The organism is Rhodococcus erythropolis R138 (assembly GCF_000696675.2).
Taxonomy (GTDB): Bacteria; Actinomycetota; Actinomycetes; order Mycobacteriales; family Mycobacteriaceae; genus Rhodococcus_F; species Rhodococcus_F erythropolis.
This window is the reverse complement of record NZ_CP007255.1, coordinates 1,178,904-1,194,441: the sequence shown is the minus strand read 5'-3', so window position 1 is coordinate 1,194,441 and position 15,538 is coordinate 1,178,904. Positions and strand designations below refer to the sequence as shown.

Here is a 15,538-nt window from a genome sequence, read left to right as displayed (position 1 = left end):
ACCGGTGGAACCGGTCGAACACAGATCTTCTCTTTACCTAAATTCAAGGCAAAATAGACAGCATGCCGAGCCCTGTCATCGCCCCCGAAGGGCACAGTTCTTGGCAAACACTTCACGAATGGTTCAACGAACCACACGACTACGAGTGGATAAAGCACCAGAGATCCGGCCGAGCAATCATTCCGATCTTCCGAACCTTGCTCGGAATGATGACGATCATCTTCGGACTCTCCGCGTTCTACAAATTGATCGGCCCGGATACGCCGCCGACCACTCCCGGCAAAGCACTTTCGATTTTCATGATCTGCACGTGTGTGGGAATCGCCGCGTGCTGGTTCACACAACCATTTCCCGGACGCCGGGGGTTGCTTGCATTCGGGATATTCGCAGATCTCGGGATCGCGGCCGCAGTCCTTCTGGTGCCGGATCGCTCGTCCGCGACGTTCGGTTGCACCGTCTTCGCGGTCACCGGAACCTTTGCGACGCTCTTTGTCAGCGCAAGGTGGCTTGTCGCTCATGTCGTTTGGTCGACGACCATCACGACTACCGTTTTTGTTCTTGCCTATCTAGAAGGCGACGTCGATATCACGACGCTTCTGGCCCGTGGCACCGTTCTTTTCGGAGCTGTCACACTCGTTCCCATTTTTGCGCACCTGACCTGGCGCACTCTCTACCGCGATGCCCAGTATTCGGACCGGGATCCCCTCACTGGCCTGTTCAACCGTCGGGGACTGGAGGGGGCAGTCGGCGATCTCTTCGAGAGCACCCGAGACGATTCTTCGTCTCTCGCTTTCGTCGTCGTCGATATCGACAAATTCAAGACGGTGAATGATCTTCACGGTCATGCCGAAGGCGATCATGTCATCAGAAGAACCGCGAACCGATTGAGCACACATCTCGGCGAACACGGAATCATCGCTCGTACGGGCGGAGAAGAATATCTGGCTGTCATTGCCGGTGATCCCGAATCGACAATCCTGTTGATCGAAGGGATAAACGCGGCGCTGTCGGATTGTTCCGACGCGATCCCCACAACGGTGAGTGTCGGAGCTGTGATGATGACCGCCGAATCGAAGGCGTGGAGCGGCGGTGCTTCCGCAATCCTGGCGGCGACAAATGTCGCGGATTCGATGATGTATCAAGCGAAAGCGGCAGGCGGTAATACGATCCGCTCGGCTCAGATCTGATTCACAGCCACGTAAGTGGGTGGACGCTGCGCCCGGTTTCCGTGTCCGTGGCGGCAAGATACACATCGACGCGCTCAGCGGTCAGAGCCTTGCTGATGTGATAGCCCTGGACCAGGTCACACCCGACCCACTGAACGCGGCGGAACTGCTCGATGGTCTCCACGCCCTCGGCCAACGATTTCATACCGAGAGCCGCGGCCAATTCGACAATGGACTTCACCACGGACATCTTCGGATCGTCCGAGTCGGTGACCAGCATGCGATCGATCTTGAGAACGTCGATTGGAAGTCTCTGGAGCGTGGCGAAGGAAGAATAGCCGGTGCCGAAATCGTCGAGTGCGACGGTAACCCCGAGCTCACGCAGCTTGTAGAGATCCCGGATCGCGCGATCGTCCACAACACCTGTCTCGGTGATTTCGAGCTGCAGCAGATGCGGAGCCAAGCCCGAATCCGTCAGAGCTTTCTTCACCATCGCACCGAACTCTCGCGACACCAACTGCACTGGTGAAACGTTGACCGAGACGCCGATTCCGGTCGGCCACCCCGCAGCAGCCGCGGTCGCCATCGCCATTGCCTGCGCGCCGAGGGGAATGATCATTCCGGTTTCCTCCGCCACCGAGATGAACTGGCTGGGCCCGATGAGGCCGCGACTGGGATGGTTCCACCGTAGAAGAGCCTCGAAGGCCACCACTTCACCGGTCTGAGTATCGACTTGAGGCTGATAGTGGAGATCGAACTGCCCTTCCTCGATCCCTCTGTCCAGCTCGTGGAGCGCAGTCGCCCGCGCCGATGCCCTCGCCCGCAGCAGCGGCGAGAACTTGCCTACTCGATTGCGCCCCGTCGACTTCGCTTCGTACAGAGCCAGATCCGCCAGCATCACCAATCCGTCGGCGTCTGTTGAATCCTCGGGCGCGCTGGAGTAACCGATCGTGGCCCGCACTTCTATTCGATTGCCTTCGACGAAGAATGGTTCGTGCAGCACTTCCAGGTACCGATCGAAGATCACCCCGGGATCGTCGCGCGACGACGTGCAGACGATCAGCCCGAATTCGTCGCCGCCCATCCGCGAGCACATGTCCGAACCTACGACCTTGCGCAGGCGTTTCGTGACTTCGAGAAGTAATTGGTCCCCGATCGGATGTCCAAGGGTGTCGTTGACCGATTTGAAATTGTCGAGGTCGAGAATCCCGACGAGAACCTGCTTGTCCGGCGCCCGAGAATTGATCGCTTCCTCGAGCGCCACACCGAACGCACGACGGTTCGGCAACCCGGTCAACGAGTCGGTGGCCGCAAGCCGAAGGATCTCCTGCTCGTGGACATACCTCTCCGTGATGTCGGAACCGACACCGCGCCAACCCAGAATCACGCCGGATTCGAGGACCCGTGGATTACCGGAAAGAGACCACCAGCGGCGCCTACCGTCGACATGCACCGGCACGACGGTGTCCCGGAAGGGGGCACTCGATTCGAGTTTGTCGATCATCTGGGCCGCGGCCGCACGCCCCTCCGGACTCGACGCGATCTGGAGTCTGGTGAGGAGTTGCCCGAAGGTGAGTTGCTGCAACTCGTCCACCGTCATACCTGCGACCTCGGCGAGACGTGCCGAGGTGTGGGAGAACCGGCCGTTGGTGTCGCACTCCCACAGCCAGTCGCGGGAACCGCCCTCGAAACCGTCGAGCAACAACGCCACCGTCTGACGCTCGGATTCCGCCTGAAACTCTGCGAGACAACGTCTCTGGAACGAGGCCGACAGATAGACCGCCCCTACGGTGAGCGCAAACATGTAGATGCACAACTGAATCGCAAGTACGCGAAAGTGGGGTTCGGCGTGGACAATGAGAACAGTGAAGACGCCGAGGCCGTGAATGTAGATCCAGGTCAGGCTCACCGATCTCAGACTGGAGAACGTCACGGTCCCGGCGCCCATGATTCCTGCCATCGTCGCGATCAGAACCAAGTCACGGAAGACGTCCATGTCGTGAAAGAGCAGGGCAAAAAGTGCGACGTCTAGGGTCGCGACAACGATCACTTCGACGAGCAGACCCACGTAGTCGTAGCGCGGTGTGTGCTTCGACGGTCGCCAGCGAAGCGGTATCCATACTCGAATCGAATTCGCGAGGACAAGAAAGATGAGGGCGCCGCCCAACCACCTGAGCGTCTGACGTCCGGGCGGGACGGTGTAGGTCAGAATCACGACCAAACTCGCCATGTACGCAAGATTGGCGAACGGCGCGACGGCCGCAGCCTCGTCGATCTGACGGCGAAACAGGCTGTTGCAGTCGGTCTCCGAAGCAGGATCTTGCCGACTCAATCGACTCAATCGACTCAGACGGTTCATCAGTGAGGCATCCCGACACCAGCGCAGGCGCCATCAGCGGGCGTCGAATCCGCTCGCCTGGCCATCCGAACCTCCCCTGGCTCCCCACCGAACCCTTATCCGGTGAAACGTCAGTGTTTCAGACTCGCTGCTTGTTTCCTTCACAACGGTAGCCATCTGACGAATCGATTGTGCGCAGATCACTATATCCAGAGGTCGTTCCGTCGATCGTCCAGGTCGATCCGCGATTGCTGATTCTTAGCTCGAACCACGTTTGTCGCCGACCGCGACGCGGGGGATTCGAGCGGTCGGGAACAACGCGGCGATTGCGAGCAGCGCTGCCACGGCAAAAGCGACACGCAACGCGTCCAGCCTGGCTTCTTCGTTCACGTCCACGATCGCATCCGCCGTGGACTCGGCGACGCCGGCGTCATTGAGAGCGGATCGGAGTTGCGTCGTCGACAGGAACGGCACGCCCGAGGCCATGTCGGTGCTCGCTTGCTGCTGCACCGATGTCGGAACCGCCGGATTGTCTTCGATTCCGGCGATCGCCGACGTCGTGAGAGTGGCAATGAGAACCGATCCGATCAGGGCAGTTCCCAAGGATGCGCCGAGGTTGGTGGCGGTGTTCTGCAACCCGCCGACCTCGGTACTGCGCTCGTCCGGGACCGAGGACACCGTGACGGCTCCGAGCTGCGAAGACAGGCACCCCAAGCCGAAACCCATGAACAGCATGGGAATCATCACGATCGCCGCATTGGCGCCGGGGTCCATGCCTGCCACGAGCATCAGAATGCCGACGACCATGACCAACAATCCGACTCGGACCACGCGTCGAGGGTTCGCGGTAGGCCGTAGCTTCGGAATACCGATCGCCGCCACGACGAGCGCCGCCGACAACGGCAGGATGCGAATTCCGGTCTCGAGAGCGCTGAGCTCAAGAACTACGGACAAGAACAAAGGAACCGCGAAGAACACGCCCGCCTGCACCAGAAACTGCGCGAAGAACATCGACAGCCCGCCACTGAGTTCGCGGTTTCGCAGCATCGCCGGATCAAGCAACGGCTCCTTCCCCGCAGCGGCCAGTCGACCTTCCCAGCGTAGGAATCCGTAAACGACAAGGAGCCCGACGATCAGTAGCCACACCACCGGAGACAACCCCACCAGCTGCGGCCCGCCAGGTTTGGCCTGTACCCAACCCCACTCGCTCGAACGCAGCACACCGAAGACGATCATGCCCAGTCCCACCACGGACAGGATCGAACCGAAGTAGTCGAGGCGCGACTTCGACGGTGGGACGTCGACCACCTTGCTGAGCACCAGCAAGATCAGGACGACGATCACGACTTCGCCGACGAACACGTAACGCCACGACGCAAATGTCGTCGCCGCGCCGCCGATCAGCGGCCCCACTGCCACGGCTATCGCGCCTGCTGCAGCGACGAGGCCGTAGGCCGCCGGACGCTTCTCCGCCGGGAAGTTGGTGGCGACGAGCGCAACGATCGCGGGCATGATGAGCGCCGCGCCGACGCCTTCGAGGAACGACCACCCGATCAACAGGACCACGAGATTCGGGGCGAGCGCAGTCGTCAGAGAACCAGCGCCGTAGATGACCAAGCCGAGTGCGAAGGCTCGGCGACGGCCCATCATCGAACCGACTTTGCTACCCGTGATCATCAGAGTCGCCATGACCAGGGTGTACAGCGTGATCGCGGTTTGAATGCCGGTGATACTCGTGCCGACGTCCTCGGCGACGGTCGCCATCGAAACATTCATGACCGAGCTGTCCAGGGTCATCAGGAACTGGCTGCTCGCCAACACCGTGAGAACCAGCCCCGAACCCGCCTGCGTAGTCGAACCAGCAACCTGTCCGTCACCCATCGTGCGGGTGTACCCGGTGCTCAGGTCTTCGAAGCAGACCGGTCAGTGCTGTTTGAGGCTGTTCGAGGCTGTTTGAGTCAGTGCCGTTCGAGTCAGCGCTGTTCGAGTGCGAGTTGATCCGCCCAGGCCGACACGTCGCCGCGTTCCAGAGCGACCGCGAGCAGTTCCGGAAACTTGTCCGGCGTGCACGCAAACGCGGGAATCCCGAGGGCACTCAGCGCCGCTGCATTGTCGTGATCGAACGATGGAGCGCCGTCGTCCGAGAGCGCCAGCAGAACCACAACCTGAACGCCGGCATTCTTCATGGCCGCCATGCGCCGCAGCATCTCGTTCCGAATACCGCCCTCGTAGAGGTCCGAGATCAGAACAAACATCGACTCGGCAGGACGCGAGATCAGCGACTGGCTGTACGCGATTGCGCGGTTGATGTCCGTGCCCCCACCAAGTTGGGTCCCGAACAGGACGTCGACGGAGTCGGACAGTTTGTCCGTCAGATCGACGACGGCGGTGTCGAAAACCACGAGCGAAGTCTTCAGCGCTTGCATCGACGCCAACACCGCGCCGAACACGGACGCGTAGACGACGCTGGACGCCATCGAACCCGATTGGTCGATCGCCAGGACCACGTCGCGCTGCACAGATTTCGACTTGCGGCCGTATCCGACGAGCCGCTCGGGGACGACGGTTCGATACTCCGGCAGGTAGTGCGACAGATTTGCTCGGATGGTTCGGTCCCAGTCGATGTCACGCAACTTCGGACTCGACGTTCTGGCCGAACGATTGAGTGCCCCGGTCACCGCGGCCTTCGTTTTCTGCGCGATTCGCTCTTCGACTTCCCGAACCACCTTGCCGACGACCATTCGAGCAGTGGCCTTACTGGCCTCCGGCATGACCTGGTTGAGGCTCAGCAGCGTCCCGACCAGATGTACATCTGGCTCGACGGCATCGAGCAGTTCCGGTTCGAGCAGCAACTGCGCCAAACCCAGTCGGTCGATCGCGTCCTTCTGCATCACCTGCACCACCGTGCTGGGAAAGTACGTCCGGATATCGCCGAGCCATCTGGCGACGGACGGCGCCGACGCCCCCAATCCGGCTGAGCGGCGGCGCCCCTTGGTCGGGCCGGACGAGTCGTAGAGCGCTGCGAGAGCTGCATCCATTCGACTGTCGCCCGGTTGGCCCAACCCTCCCGTCGATTCTTCGGCGGATTCCCCGAGCATCAATCTCCAGCGCCGAAGGCGCTGATCGTCGTCGCTCATACGCGCGCTCCCAGTATCTCGGCAACGACCGCCATTGCCGCTCGGCCGCGTCGCGCGTCAGTCTCCACTGTCGTCTCGACGCGTCGTCCACCTCTGACCGCCTGACCGATCGCTCGACGCTCCCCTGCCTCGAAGGCTCCGAACGTGCGTCGAAGCAACGGAAGCGTATCGACGAAGTCCTGCTCGCGAAGTTGGCGGACCCACGTGTCGATCAGCGTGAGCAACGCTCGATCGTGAACGAGCACAAGCCCTCCCCCACCGAGAAACCCGTCGACCCACCCGGCTTTGGCGGTCGGCGCGCTTCCCACGGACAGGGCCCGAGACAAGCGCTGGGCTGCAGCGGTTTCCGTGATCGAACCGCTGTCGCGCAGTAGCCGCACCATCCGTCCGACGAGTAAACCGTTGACGTCGTCACGGTCGATCACGCCGGCCATCGCCTGCAGCCACCGTGCGCTCGCATCGCGATCGTCACGGACCATGACTGCCGAGTGAACCTTGTCGAGGTGATCGCGAAACTCCTCGGCGCTGGGATCGTCCAGTCCGGTGACGGCGACTGCGAGGCCGGTGCAGATCCGGATCAACAAGCTGTCGGCGACGTCGATCAACGCCGTCACATCGGTTCCGCGCACATCGCCGTATCGCAGCGTTCGGGTCAGCGTCGGTAGCGCCGCCATCAGATGTGACACGTCATGGTCTAGTGCCGCAACTGTTTTCACACTCTCCAAAACCGCAGACAAAGCTGCCGGGAGGTTTGCGAGCAGTGAGTTCTCCAGTAGTCCGATCAGTGACGCGAGAGTGATGTCCGGCTCGTTGATCTTCGAGACGACACGTGATGCCGCCGCTGCGGCCACCGTCGTACCCCACAGCGACGCCTCGATCACCGAGACCGAGAATTCGGGCTTCCATTGCAGCGCCCAAGTCTCTCGGAAAGTTCCGGTGGAACGGACCTCACTGTCGGCCGGGGTTCCCCAATCGATCTCGAGGATCCCCAGTCTGTGCAGGAACTGGGAACGCTCGACGTCGATATAGCGTCGCAGGTCCAGATCGAGATTCTTGGCTCCCGCTTGTTGTTTGAGCCGCAAAGTCTTCGAACGTGCTCGCAGGTCTGCTTCGAGCGGAACCGTCGGAGTTTCTTCGGGCACCGTGCCCAGGGCTTCGCCCACAACGAGTCTTCGTGTGATCAGATCCAGAAGAACGTCGTTTCCGTCGCACATCACCGACCTCGTAGCCTCGGTAACTTCCGACAATCCGGCCAGCGGGCGAGAACGCAGTGCAGCCAACGTATCTGCCAATCGGACAGCTTCGATGACGTGAGCACTCGAGATGGGAAGGTCCTCGTCCCTGAGCACCCTCGCAACTTTGGTGAGCCACCGCGTGATCGTCTTGTCGTTCGCGGTGAACAGATGGTGATACCAGCCCGGCGAGGTGATTCCGGCTCCGTAACCCGATGCCGACGCCAGGCGTGAATGTGTCCAGGGAACCCAGGTCAGCGAGGTCTTGACCTTGGACATCCCCTTGAGAATGCGGGCGTCGGGAGCCGCAGGCCCCAGGGCTCCGACCAACGCCGGCGCGTGCCAAGCTCCGCAGACGACCGCTACCCGCTCGGCGCCATCCTTCAACGTCTTTCGCAGCACCTGCCGCATATACGCTTCGCGATGCGCTGTCTCCTCGTCGATCGGCGCTGTCTCACGCAGCGCCTCCATCGCCTCGGTGATCGCATCGAAAGAATCTGCGCCCGAGCTTGATTCGATCACCGAATCCCACCAGCGTTCGGTGTCGTCGAAACCCGCGGCCGCGGCCAGTTCAGACAGAGGATCGCCCTCGCGGACAGTACGAATCCCCTGATCCGCCAACACGTTGAACGCGGGCAGATCGCAGAACCTTGCCTGCACACCGTTCTTCGCAGCCCACTGCAGCGCTTGCCATTCAGGTGAGAACACCGCAAACGGCCAGAAGGCCGCCTTCGACGGTTCGCCAGTAGCGTACGCGAGCAACGCAATCGGCGGTTCCATCGACTCCGATGCCGCCAGCATCACCAACGGGTCTGCATCCGAAGGACCTTCGATCAGGACCACGTCGGGGGAAAACTCTTCCAGGCCCTGCCGAACCGAACGAGCAGATCCCGGGCCGTGGTGACGGATACCGAAGACCCGGACACGCAGGTCCGGAATCACGATGGTCACCCGGTGACCTCGCGGCACGCCCGGTAGAAGTCGGACCACTCGCCGCGTTCACGCACTACTGCCTCGAGGTACTCGTTCCACACAACCTTGTCTGCGATCGGATCCTTGATCACCGAACCCAGGATTCCGGCAGCGACGTCGGATGCCCGAAGTACGCCGTCCCCGAAATGCGCAGACAACGCCAAACCGTTGGTGACCACCGAGATCGCCTCCGCCGTCGACAGAGTTCCGGACGGGGACTTCAACTTGGTGCGGCCGTCGGTGGTCGTGCCTGATCGCAGTTCCCGGAACACGGTGACGACCCGGCGAATTTCCTCGGCTGCTGCGGGGGTTGTCGGCAATTCCAGTGCTGCGCCCAACTGTTCGACTCGGCGTGCCACGATAGCCACCTCGTCCTCCTCGCTGGCCGGCAACGGGAGAACAACTGTGTTGAACCGTCGACGTAGTGCGGACGACAGATCGTTGACACCGCGATCGCGATCGTTGGCGGTAGCGATCAGATTGAAGCCCTTGGCTGCCTGCACCTCGATGCCCAGTTCCGGCACCGGCAACGTCTTCTCGGAGAGAATGGTGATGAGGGCGTCCTGCACGTCGGCCGGAATACGCGTCAACTCTTCGACGCGGGCGATCTTCCCGGTTTCCATCGCGGTCATCACAGGTGACGGCACCAGCGCACCGGCGGTCGGCCCCTCCGAGAGAAGGCGTGCGTAGTTCCAGCCGTAGCGGATAGCTTCCTCGGGCGTACCCGACGTGCCTTGAACCAGGAGCGTCGACGCACCCGAGATTGCAGCCGAAAGGTGTTCGGAGACCCAGGTCTTGGCTGTACCCGGCACGCCCAACAGCAGTAGCGCCCGGTCGGTGGCAAGGGTTGCGACGGCCACTTCCATCAACCGCCGTGGACCGACGTACTTCGGTGAAATGACCGTTCCGTCGTCGAGAGTGCCACCCAACAGATACGTAACCACGGCCCAGGGCGACAAGTTCCACGACGGTGGACGCGGGCGGGTGTCCTGCGCGGCCAGTGCTTCGAGTTCGAGTGCGTACTCCTGCTCCGCGTGGGGCCGCATCAGCTTTGCCGGTTCTGTGGTGGGCACGGTTACGCTGTCAGTCATGTGAGCTCCTCGAGCAGGGTCTTGCGGTGGGTGATGGCGCTGGCAGTTCTGGCGAAGGTCTGACGCCAGTCCGGGTCACGTGCACGCTCCGCAGCCCGATCGAGCAAAGTTACTGCGCTGTAGGGAAATCGACTCTCGGCTAGGCGTAGCGATGCGCTGTATTTGTAGCGCGAGAATTCGCCGGCCTTGGCGCCCCCATCGGCACGTCTGGCCGCAACTCGTTCCCACTGGGCCACGACTGCCCGGGTGATGTCGTCTGGCCATGGACCTGGCAGAGCGTCGTAGATCGCTGCCCGGCCCGGGTGCAGAACATTGGCGTCGCCGTTTCCAGACCTCAACAGGTCAGCCAACGCCTTGGCCGGCACCAACGGGAGTAGGCGTCGATCGGTGGCCGTGCCGCGTATGCGAAAGAGTTCCAGCGCCCATTCCGCATTGTTCTGCGCGACTGCAGCGGTGGACCAAGCGTCGTGAAGGATCGGCTCCCAGCCTTCGTCAACGCTCATCCCCATGACCTTGCCGGGTTCACCGATCATGTTGTTCCACAGAGACAACGGTGCAGAACTGATCGCCTGACGCACATACTCGGCACGATAGTCGGTGTGTGGATTCGGCCGATCTTCGATGCCGTCTCGCCTCGACGCCGCATCGACTTCCTCAGGCGGCAGGATGACCAACGTGGATCGAAGCAGTTTCCGCTCCACCCGCGCCCATTTCTGAACCCGCGCAGCCATTCGCTCCCCGAACTCCGATTCGGGAATACGTCCGAGCACCTCCGCTGCTGCGCGTCGCACGTCCTTGCGACGGTCGTCGAGGGCTTCCTCCAACAATGGTTGATCGTCGGCGCTCGATCCGATTGCCAGAGTCGAGACAAATGCAGCCTTCTGTTCGCCCCGCTCGGTGCCCCACGATTTTCTGAGTTCGGCCAGTGCCAGCGCGGGATCTGTTCGGCGAGTGTCTATCAGCCACTGCGTGCGCTGGGACGAACTTCCGTGACGCCAGACATCCGGATTTGCATCCCTGGTTCGGACGAGCTTGCTCCACTCGGGGTTTTGCGCGGCTAGCCATCGGCCACGCTCGCCGACGATCTGCAGGATGCTCTCCCGGTGAGCTTCGCTCGCACGTGCAAAGGAAAGCAACTCGGCGACCAGATGATCAGGCGCACGGTAGTTGCGCTCCAACGCGACTGCGAACCACTCGTCGAGCAAGGTCGCTTTGGCCGCGAGCATCGACAGCAGGTGCGCCGATGAGGATTCCGGCAGCGTGAATCGCACATCGTCTGGAGCAGGTGTCGGCACGGCCGCCGTGGTGGAGCCCGCACCGCCACGGCGGTACGCCCTCTCCAACGCTGCTGCTGCGAGAAGCATCTCGGCAGGATCGCCGTCGAGTTCGCGGGCGTGGCCCCGCACTTCGGCCGGCAGCTCCTCGAATGTTGTCGAGGTTCTGGCAGTCCCGAGAAGAGCAGCCGAGATCAAAGTGCTCACAGCACGATCACCTGCCCTCCCGTGAAAACCGAGATCGGAGCAAGAGCCAGCGCATTCCACGTTCCGCAGACCGTGACCGGGTAACCGCCGGAAATACCGAGCAACTTCCACAGAAGATCCGAATCACCTTCTGCCCGAAGCGCTGTGCCTGATTCGTCGACGAGAAACCAGGAACCGTCGACGAACGACGGGACCACCGAACTGATCACTGCCGGCCACGAGCGCAACCAGGGATCTGCGGCGAGGGCATCGGTAAACTGCTGCAACGCAGCGTCGATGCTTCCGAACGGCATGGTTGTGAAGGGCTCCGGTTCACCGTGCGTTGCCCCCATCCGCGCCCGCAATGCCGCGGCACCGGGATAGAAATGAACATCGGCATTGAGCAGAAACCCGACTGGCGGCGTTTCGGTGGCAAAGTTGGGTGACCCGTGGGAGAAGTCGAGCAGCATGGCCCACCGTTTCGAATTCCTGCCGAGCATCCACACGGTTCGGGTGAACAGTCGCTTCTCCTCGGTGATCCCGGAACCGAGAATCATCCAGTTCTCTTTCACCGGAATCGATTCCATCACACTCTCGGTTGAGACGGGATAGCCGACGTGCGCTTTCACCGAATGGGCAAGATCTTCCGGCAACTCGGACAGCTTCTGATGCGCAGCGACCAGCAGGTGCAACCGAGCCAACTCGTCGAGGACCTTCTCGGGCCAGTTCTCCGTAGACGCAACGATTCCCGCCAATGCTCGAAGCGTGCCTGCAATACCGGGCGCCTGAGCATCCACCATTCGAGCGGCTACCGCGTCGAAGCCCGCCCAGGATGTGTCCATCGCTGCCAGACCACTGCGGATCTGATCGGTGATCCACAGGTCCAATTCGACGAGCCCGCCCGCAACGCGGTCGGCGCGCTTCTGCGCTGTCGCCGGGTCGGGAGACTTCTTGGGCGCCTCGTCGCCGCTTTCGCCGGTGTTCTCGGCCTTCTCCTCGCGGCGCGACAACCACTCTGCCGCGAAGTCGGCCGGCTCGTCCGTCGACGGCACACGCCCTTCCGACCATTCCACCAGCAGCCCCAGAGCATGTTTGCACGGAAACTTTCGACTGGGGCACGAGCACTTGTATGCAGGGCCCCGCAGGTCAACCACTGCTTGATACGGCTTCGAGCCGCTGCCCTGACACAGCCCCCAGAGCGCGAGACCGCTACTTCCGGCATGGCTCCACGAACCAGCCAACTTGCGCGCAGCGGCCAGCGATGCGGCGTCGGGAGCTACCGACGCCACCTGCCCAGCTGTCCACGGCGAAGTCACTCGACCACAGTATGACAACCCGCTGACATCGCAGAGTCAGGCCGATTCTTTAGTGAATTAGCTCTTGACTCGAACACATATTCGAATATGGTTTGAGGTGGGGATCGGGGGATTCAATGAGTATCAACACATCATCTGACGTCGTTTGTGGTTCTGCGGTGGGCTTGCGCGGACGTCTGTGGCAGCTGACCACGGCGGAGCTGCGGGCCGTCGCTATCGAGGCGAGTTCGGAGATTCTGCGTCTCGAGGCTGTGCGGGTGGCGGTGGTGGACGAGTTGTCGATGCGTCCCGATGATCAGGTGATCGCCAGCCGCGGTGTCGGTGCGTGGTTGGCGGCAAACACGATGCTGCAGGTCCGGGACGGGAAGAAGATCGCCGCCCTCGGTGCAGCGCTACGCCCGTTTCCGGCAGTGGCGGCCAGATTCGATGACGGGGACTGCTCGTTCGATCATGCAGTGTTGATCGTGGCGTTCTGCGAATCACCGCCGAAGGGCATGCCGGAGGAGGCGCTCCCTCGCTGTATCGACTTGTTGTTGGCTGCTGCGTCGGGCGTGGAGGCCACGACCACGAAAGTACGGAACGTCATCGCGACCTTGGAGCGAGTGTTCGAGTCCGATGAGATTCCGCCCGCCGAGGATGTGGATCGGAACGAGTTGCGGATCGCGTCGACGTTGAATGGTCGGGTGGTGGTGCGCGGTGATTTCGACGCCCTCACCGGGGAAATGTTGTTGTCGGCGTTGTCGAATCTGACGATGCCGACCCCGGCACCGGATGGAACCCCGGATTCTCGGTCGGCGGCGAAGCGGACTGCGGATGGGTTCACGGAACTGATCCGGCGTTACCTCGATTCCGCCAAGACTGGCACCGACGGTGGGCAGCGTCCGCACGTGAACGTGCACATCAACGCTCGTGATCTCGCCGAGCACCGGGACTGCGCCGCCGCACCCTCGCCCGATGGTGGTGCTGTGGCTGTGTCGGATCTTGATGTCGGGCACATGCCCTGGCTGGGGCCGCTGTCGGTTTCGCAGACAAGGCTTCTCGGGTGTGATTGTTTCCTGTCCACGGTGCTGCTCGACGGTCACGGCGCGCCTTTGGATGCGAAACCCGGGAAACGGTTGGTCACCGCGGAGCAGCGAGTGGCGTTGATCGCCCGAGACAAGGGGTGCGCGTTCCCGGGCTGCGCGTGCGAGCCCGCGTGGACGGATGCGCACCATATTCGGCACTGGGCCAACGGCGGCCCGACGGTGATGAACAACCTTGTCCTGCTGTGCCGTTCACATCACCGGTTGATGCACCGGAAATCCGGGTTCGTCGGGAAATGGGAAATCCGAATAGGCACCGACAACAAACCGTGGTTCATCCCACCACCCTCGATCGACCCCGGCCAGCACCCGCGGCCCGCGAACACCACCTTCAAAACCTGAGAAGAACCTCAGGCACAACAGAACACGGCCAGGCTCCGCATCGGTCATCAAACCCCGATACGGAGCCCACAGGCCGTGTCGCGTCCACAACTCACGACGTTTTGGCGGGGCGCAAGACCGATCTACCCAACAACTCACAAACCTGCAGGGCCAGAGCGAGATCCAACTTGTCTCGGCCGGCAGCGACTGGATCCCCGAGCGCCTTGTTGATGCGATACTTCACGGTATTCCGGTGCAGATTCATGTGATTGGCAGTGTGCAGATGGCTTTCTCCGTGGGCGAAGTACACACTCAACGTCGTCCGCAAGGATGCAGCAGAAGGCGTATCGTCCGCCAACGGGCCTAGCACCTCCCAGACCCATGACTTCGTAGAATCGATGTTCTCGGACAGAAGTGAAACCACAGCGACGCCGCGGTCCCCGAAGCTCACCACCGGCCGTTGCGGCGTATCCGGCACGGCAGCAACCGAATAGGCGGCGGTTGCCTGTTCGTGAGATCGCTTGAAACCTTCGACCCCTGACCCTGGCAGTCCGATTGCCACCCGCGCCCCGCCGTCCAACGGCACTGCCGCCGCGAGAACCTCCGGATCCGGCGCGGGCACCCGGCGACCGAACGGCAGCCACGCCCACACCGTGCGTCGATCGATGGCAGTGATGATCGGCGGCTTGTCCGCTCCCGCCGCTGCGCCGAGATCACGTACGAGTCGATCGAGCGTGTTGATGCCCATGACGTCCGCATCCCACGTCGACCAAACCACCAGGGCGACGTGGTTCTGACCGAGTCGGTATCCGGTCTCAGCTTCGAAAGCAGCGGTATCTGCGTTGGTGCCGGACAGGAGGGCGTGGATCGCGGCCGAATGGAGGTTTCCCTGCGCTGCCATCCATCGACTGCGTTCCCGCTCGTACGCGTCGAAGACGTAGAGCGTGATCCAGTCGATGTAGCTGTAGACCACATCCGAAGTGTGTTTCAGGACAGCCAAAGTGAGTCGCGCCGGAATATCCAGTGTGCTGATTTCGTCGTGACAGATCCGCATCAGATCGCCTTGGCCCATGTGGTAGGCCCGAACGAGAGAGTTGGACGGAACGTCCCGCTGCGCCAGACGCAGAGCGTATTCCACTGCGGCAGTAGTCGGTTGGAGATGGTCGATCGGAATGTCGTTGGCCAATACGTGGATGATCGTCGTGATGTTTCCCTGCACGCTGGCCTCGAGCATTTCGAGCAATTTGGCGTCTGCATCCAATTGGTCGATTTCGTGAGCCATCATGAAGGCCATCTCACGCGCGATGTCGGCACTGCGCTCGTCGAGTCGTCGGGCCAACTCGGCAACCACCGCAAGCACTTCCGGCTCCGCGGCTGCAGGCACTCGGGCGAGACGCCGCATCGCGCCGGCGCCTCGCTCCTT

Annotated in this window: 10 protein-coding genes; 2 read left to right on the top strand and 8 right to left on the bottom strand. The window is 62.0% G+C overall.

Annotation, left to right across the window (positions count from 1 at the left end):
* The first annotated feature begins 62 nt into the window (after positions 1–62).
* A complete protein-coding gene (locus tag H351_RS05415; RefSeq protein ID WP_021331711.1) occupies positions 63–1,187 on the top strand; it encodes a GGDEF domain-containing protein in 1,125 nt (374 codons plus the stop codon).
* 1 nt (position 1,188) lies between these two features.
* On the opposite strand, the gene H351_RS05410 is transcribed toward H351_RS05415, so the two are convergent.
* The 7 genes from H351_RS05410 to H351_RS05380 all read right to left on the bottom strand — a co-directional run bounded on the left by H351_RS05410 (position 1,189) and on the right by H351_RS05380 (position 12,712).
* On the bottom strand, positions 1,189–3,525 hold the full coding sequence (locus H351_RS05410) for a putative bifunctional diguanylate cyclase/phosphodiesterase (RefSeq protein WP_021331710.1): 2,337 nt from the start codon (positions 3,523–3,525) through the stop codon (positions 1,189–1,191).
* A gap of 237 nt (positions 3,526–3,762) precedes the next feature.
* On the bottom strand, positions 3,763–5,385 hold the full coding sequence (locus H351_RS05405) for an MFS transporter (protein ID WP_029256518.1): 1,623 nt from the start codon (positions 5,383–5,385) through the stop codon (positions 3,763–3,765).
* Positions 5,386–5,477: 92 nt separating this feature from the next.
* Positions 5,478–6,641 carry a VWA domain-containing protein gene (locus H351_RS05400; RefSeq protein WP_029256519.1) on the bottom strand — a complete coding sequence of 388 codons (1,164 nt, stop codon included), beginning with the start codon at positions 6,639–6,641 and terminating at the stop codon, positions 5,478–5,480.
* Positions 6,638–8,824: a DUF5682 family protein gene (locus H351_RS05395; protein WP_029256520.1), complete on the bottom strand. Its 2,187-nt coding sequence runs from the start codon at positions 8,822–8,824 to the stop codon at positions 6,638–6,640. The genes H351_RS05400 and H351_RS05395 overlap by 4 nt, the downstream gene beginning before the upstream one ends.
* Positions 8,821–9,936, bottom strand: a complete 1,116-nt coding sequence (locus H351_RS05390; RefSeq protein WP_051636517.1) for an ATP-binding protein — start codon at positions 9,934–9,936, stop codon at positions 8,821–8,823. The genes H351_RS05395 and H351_RS05390 overlap by 4 nt, the downstream gene beginning before the upstream one ends.
* Complete coding sequence (locus tag H351_RS05385; protein ID WP_029256522.1) at positions 9,933–11,417, bottom strand: DUF5691 domain-containing protein; 1,485 nt, start codon at positions 11,415–11,417, stop codon at positions 9,933–9,935. Before H351_RS05385 ends, H351_RS05390 begins: the two co-directional genes overlap by 4 nt.
* Complete coding sequence (locus H351_RS05380; protein ID WP_029256523.1) at positions 11,414–12,712, bottom strand: SWIM zinc finger family protein; 1,299 nt, start codon at positions 12,710–12,712, stop codon at positions 11,414–11,416. The genes H351_RS05385 and H351_RS05380 overlap by 4 nt, the downstream gene beginning before the upstream one ends.
* A gap of 116 nt (positions 12,713–12,828) precedes the next feature.
* Here H351_RS05380 and H351_RS05375 point away from each other — a divergent pair, with 116 nt between their 5' ends.
* Positions 12,829–14,136 carry an HNH endonuclease signature motif containing protein gene (locus H351_RS05375; RefSeq protein WP_059016322.1) on the top strand — a complete coding sequence of 436 codons (1,308 nt, stop codon included), beginning with the start codon at positions 12,829–12,831 and terminating at the stop codon, positions 14,134–14,136.
* A gap of 91 nt (positions 14,137–14,227) precedes the next feature.
* Here the strand turns inward: H351_RS05375 and H351_RS05370 are convergent, their stop codons facing one another.
* Complete coding sequence (locus H351_RS05370) at positions 14,228–15,517, bottom strand: PucR family transcriptional regulator (RefSeq protein WP_019745783.1); 1,290 nt, start codon at positions 15,515–15,517, stop codon at positions 14,228–14,230.
* Positions 15,518–15,538 lie beyond the last annotated feature (21 nt).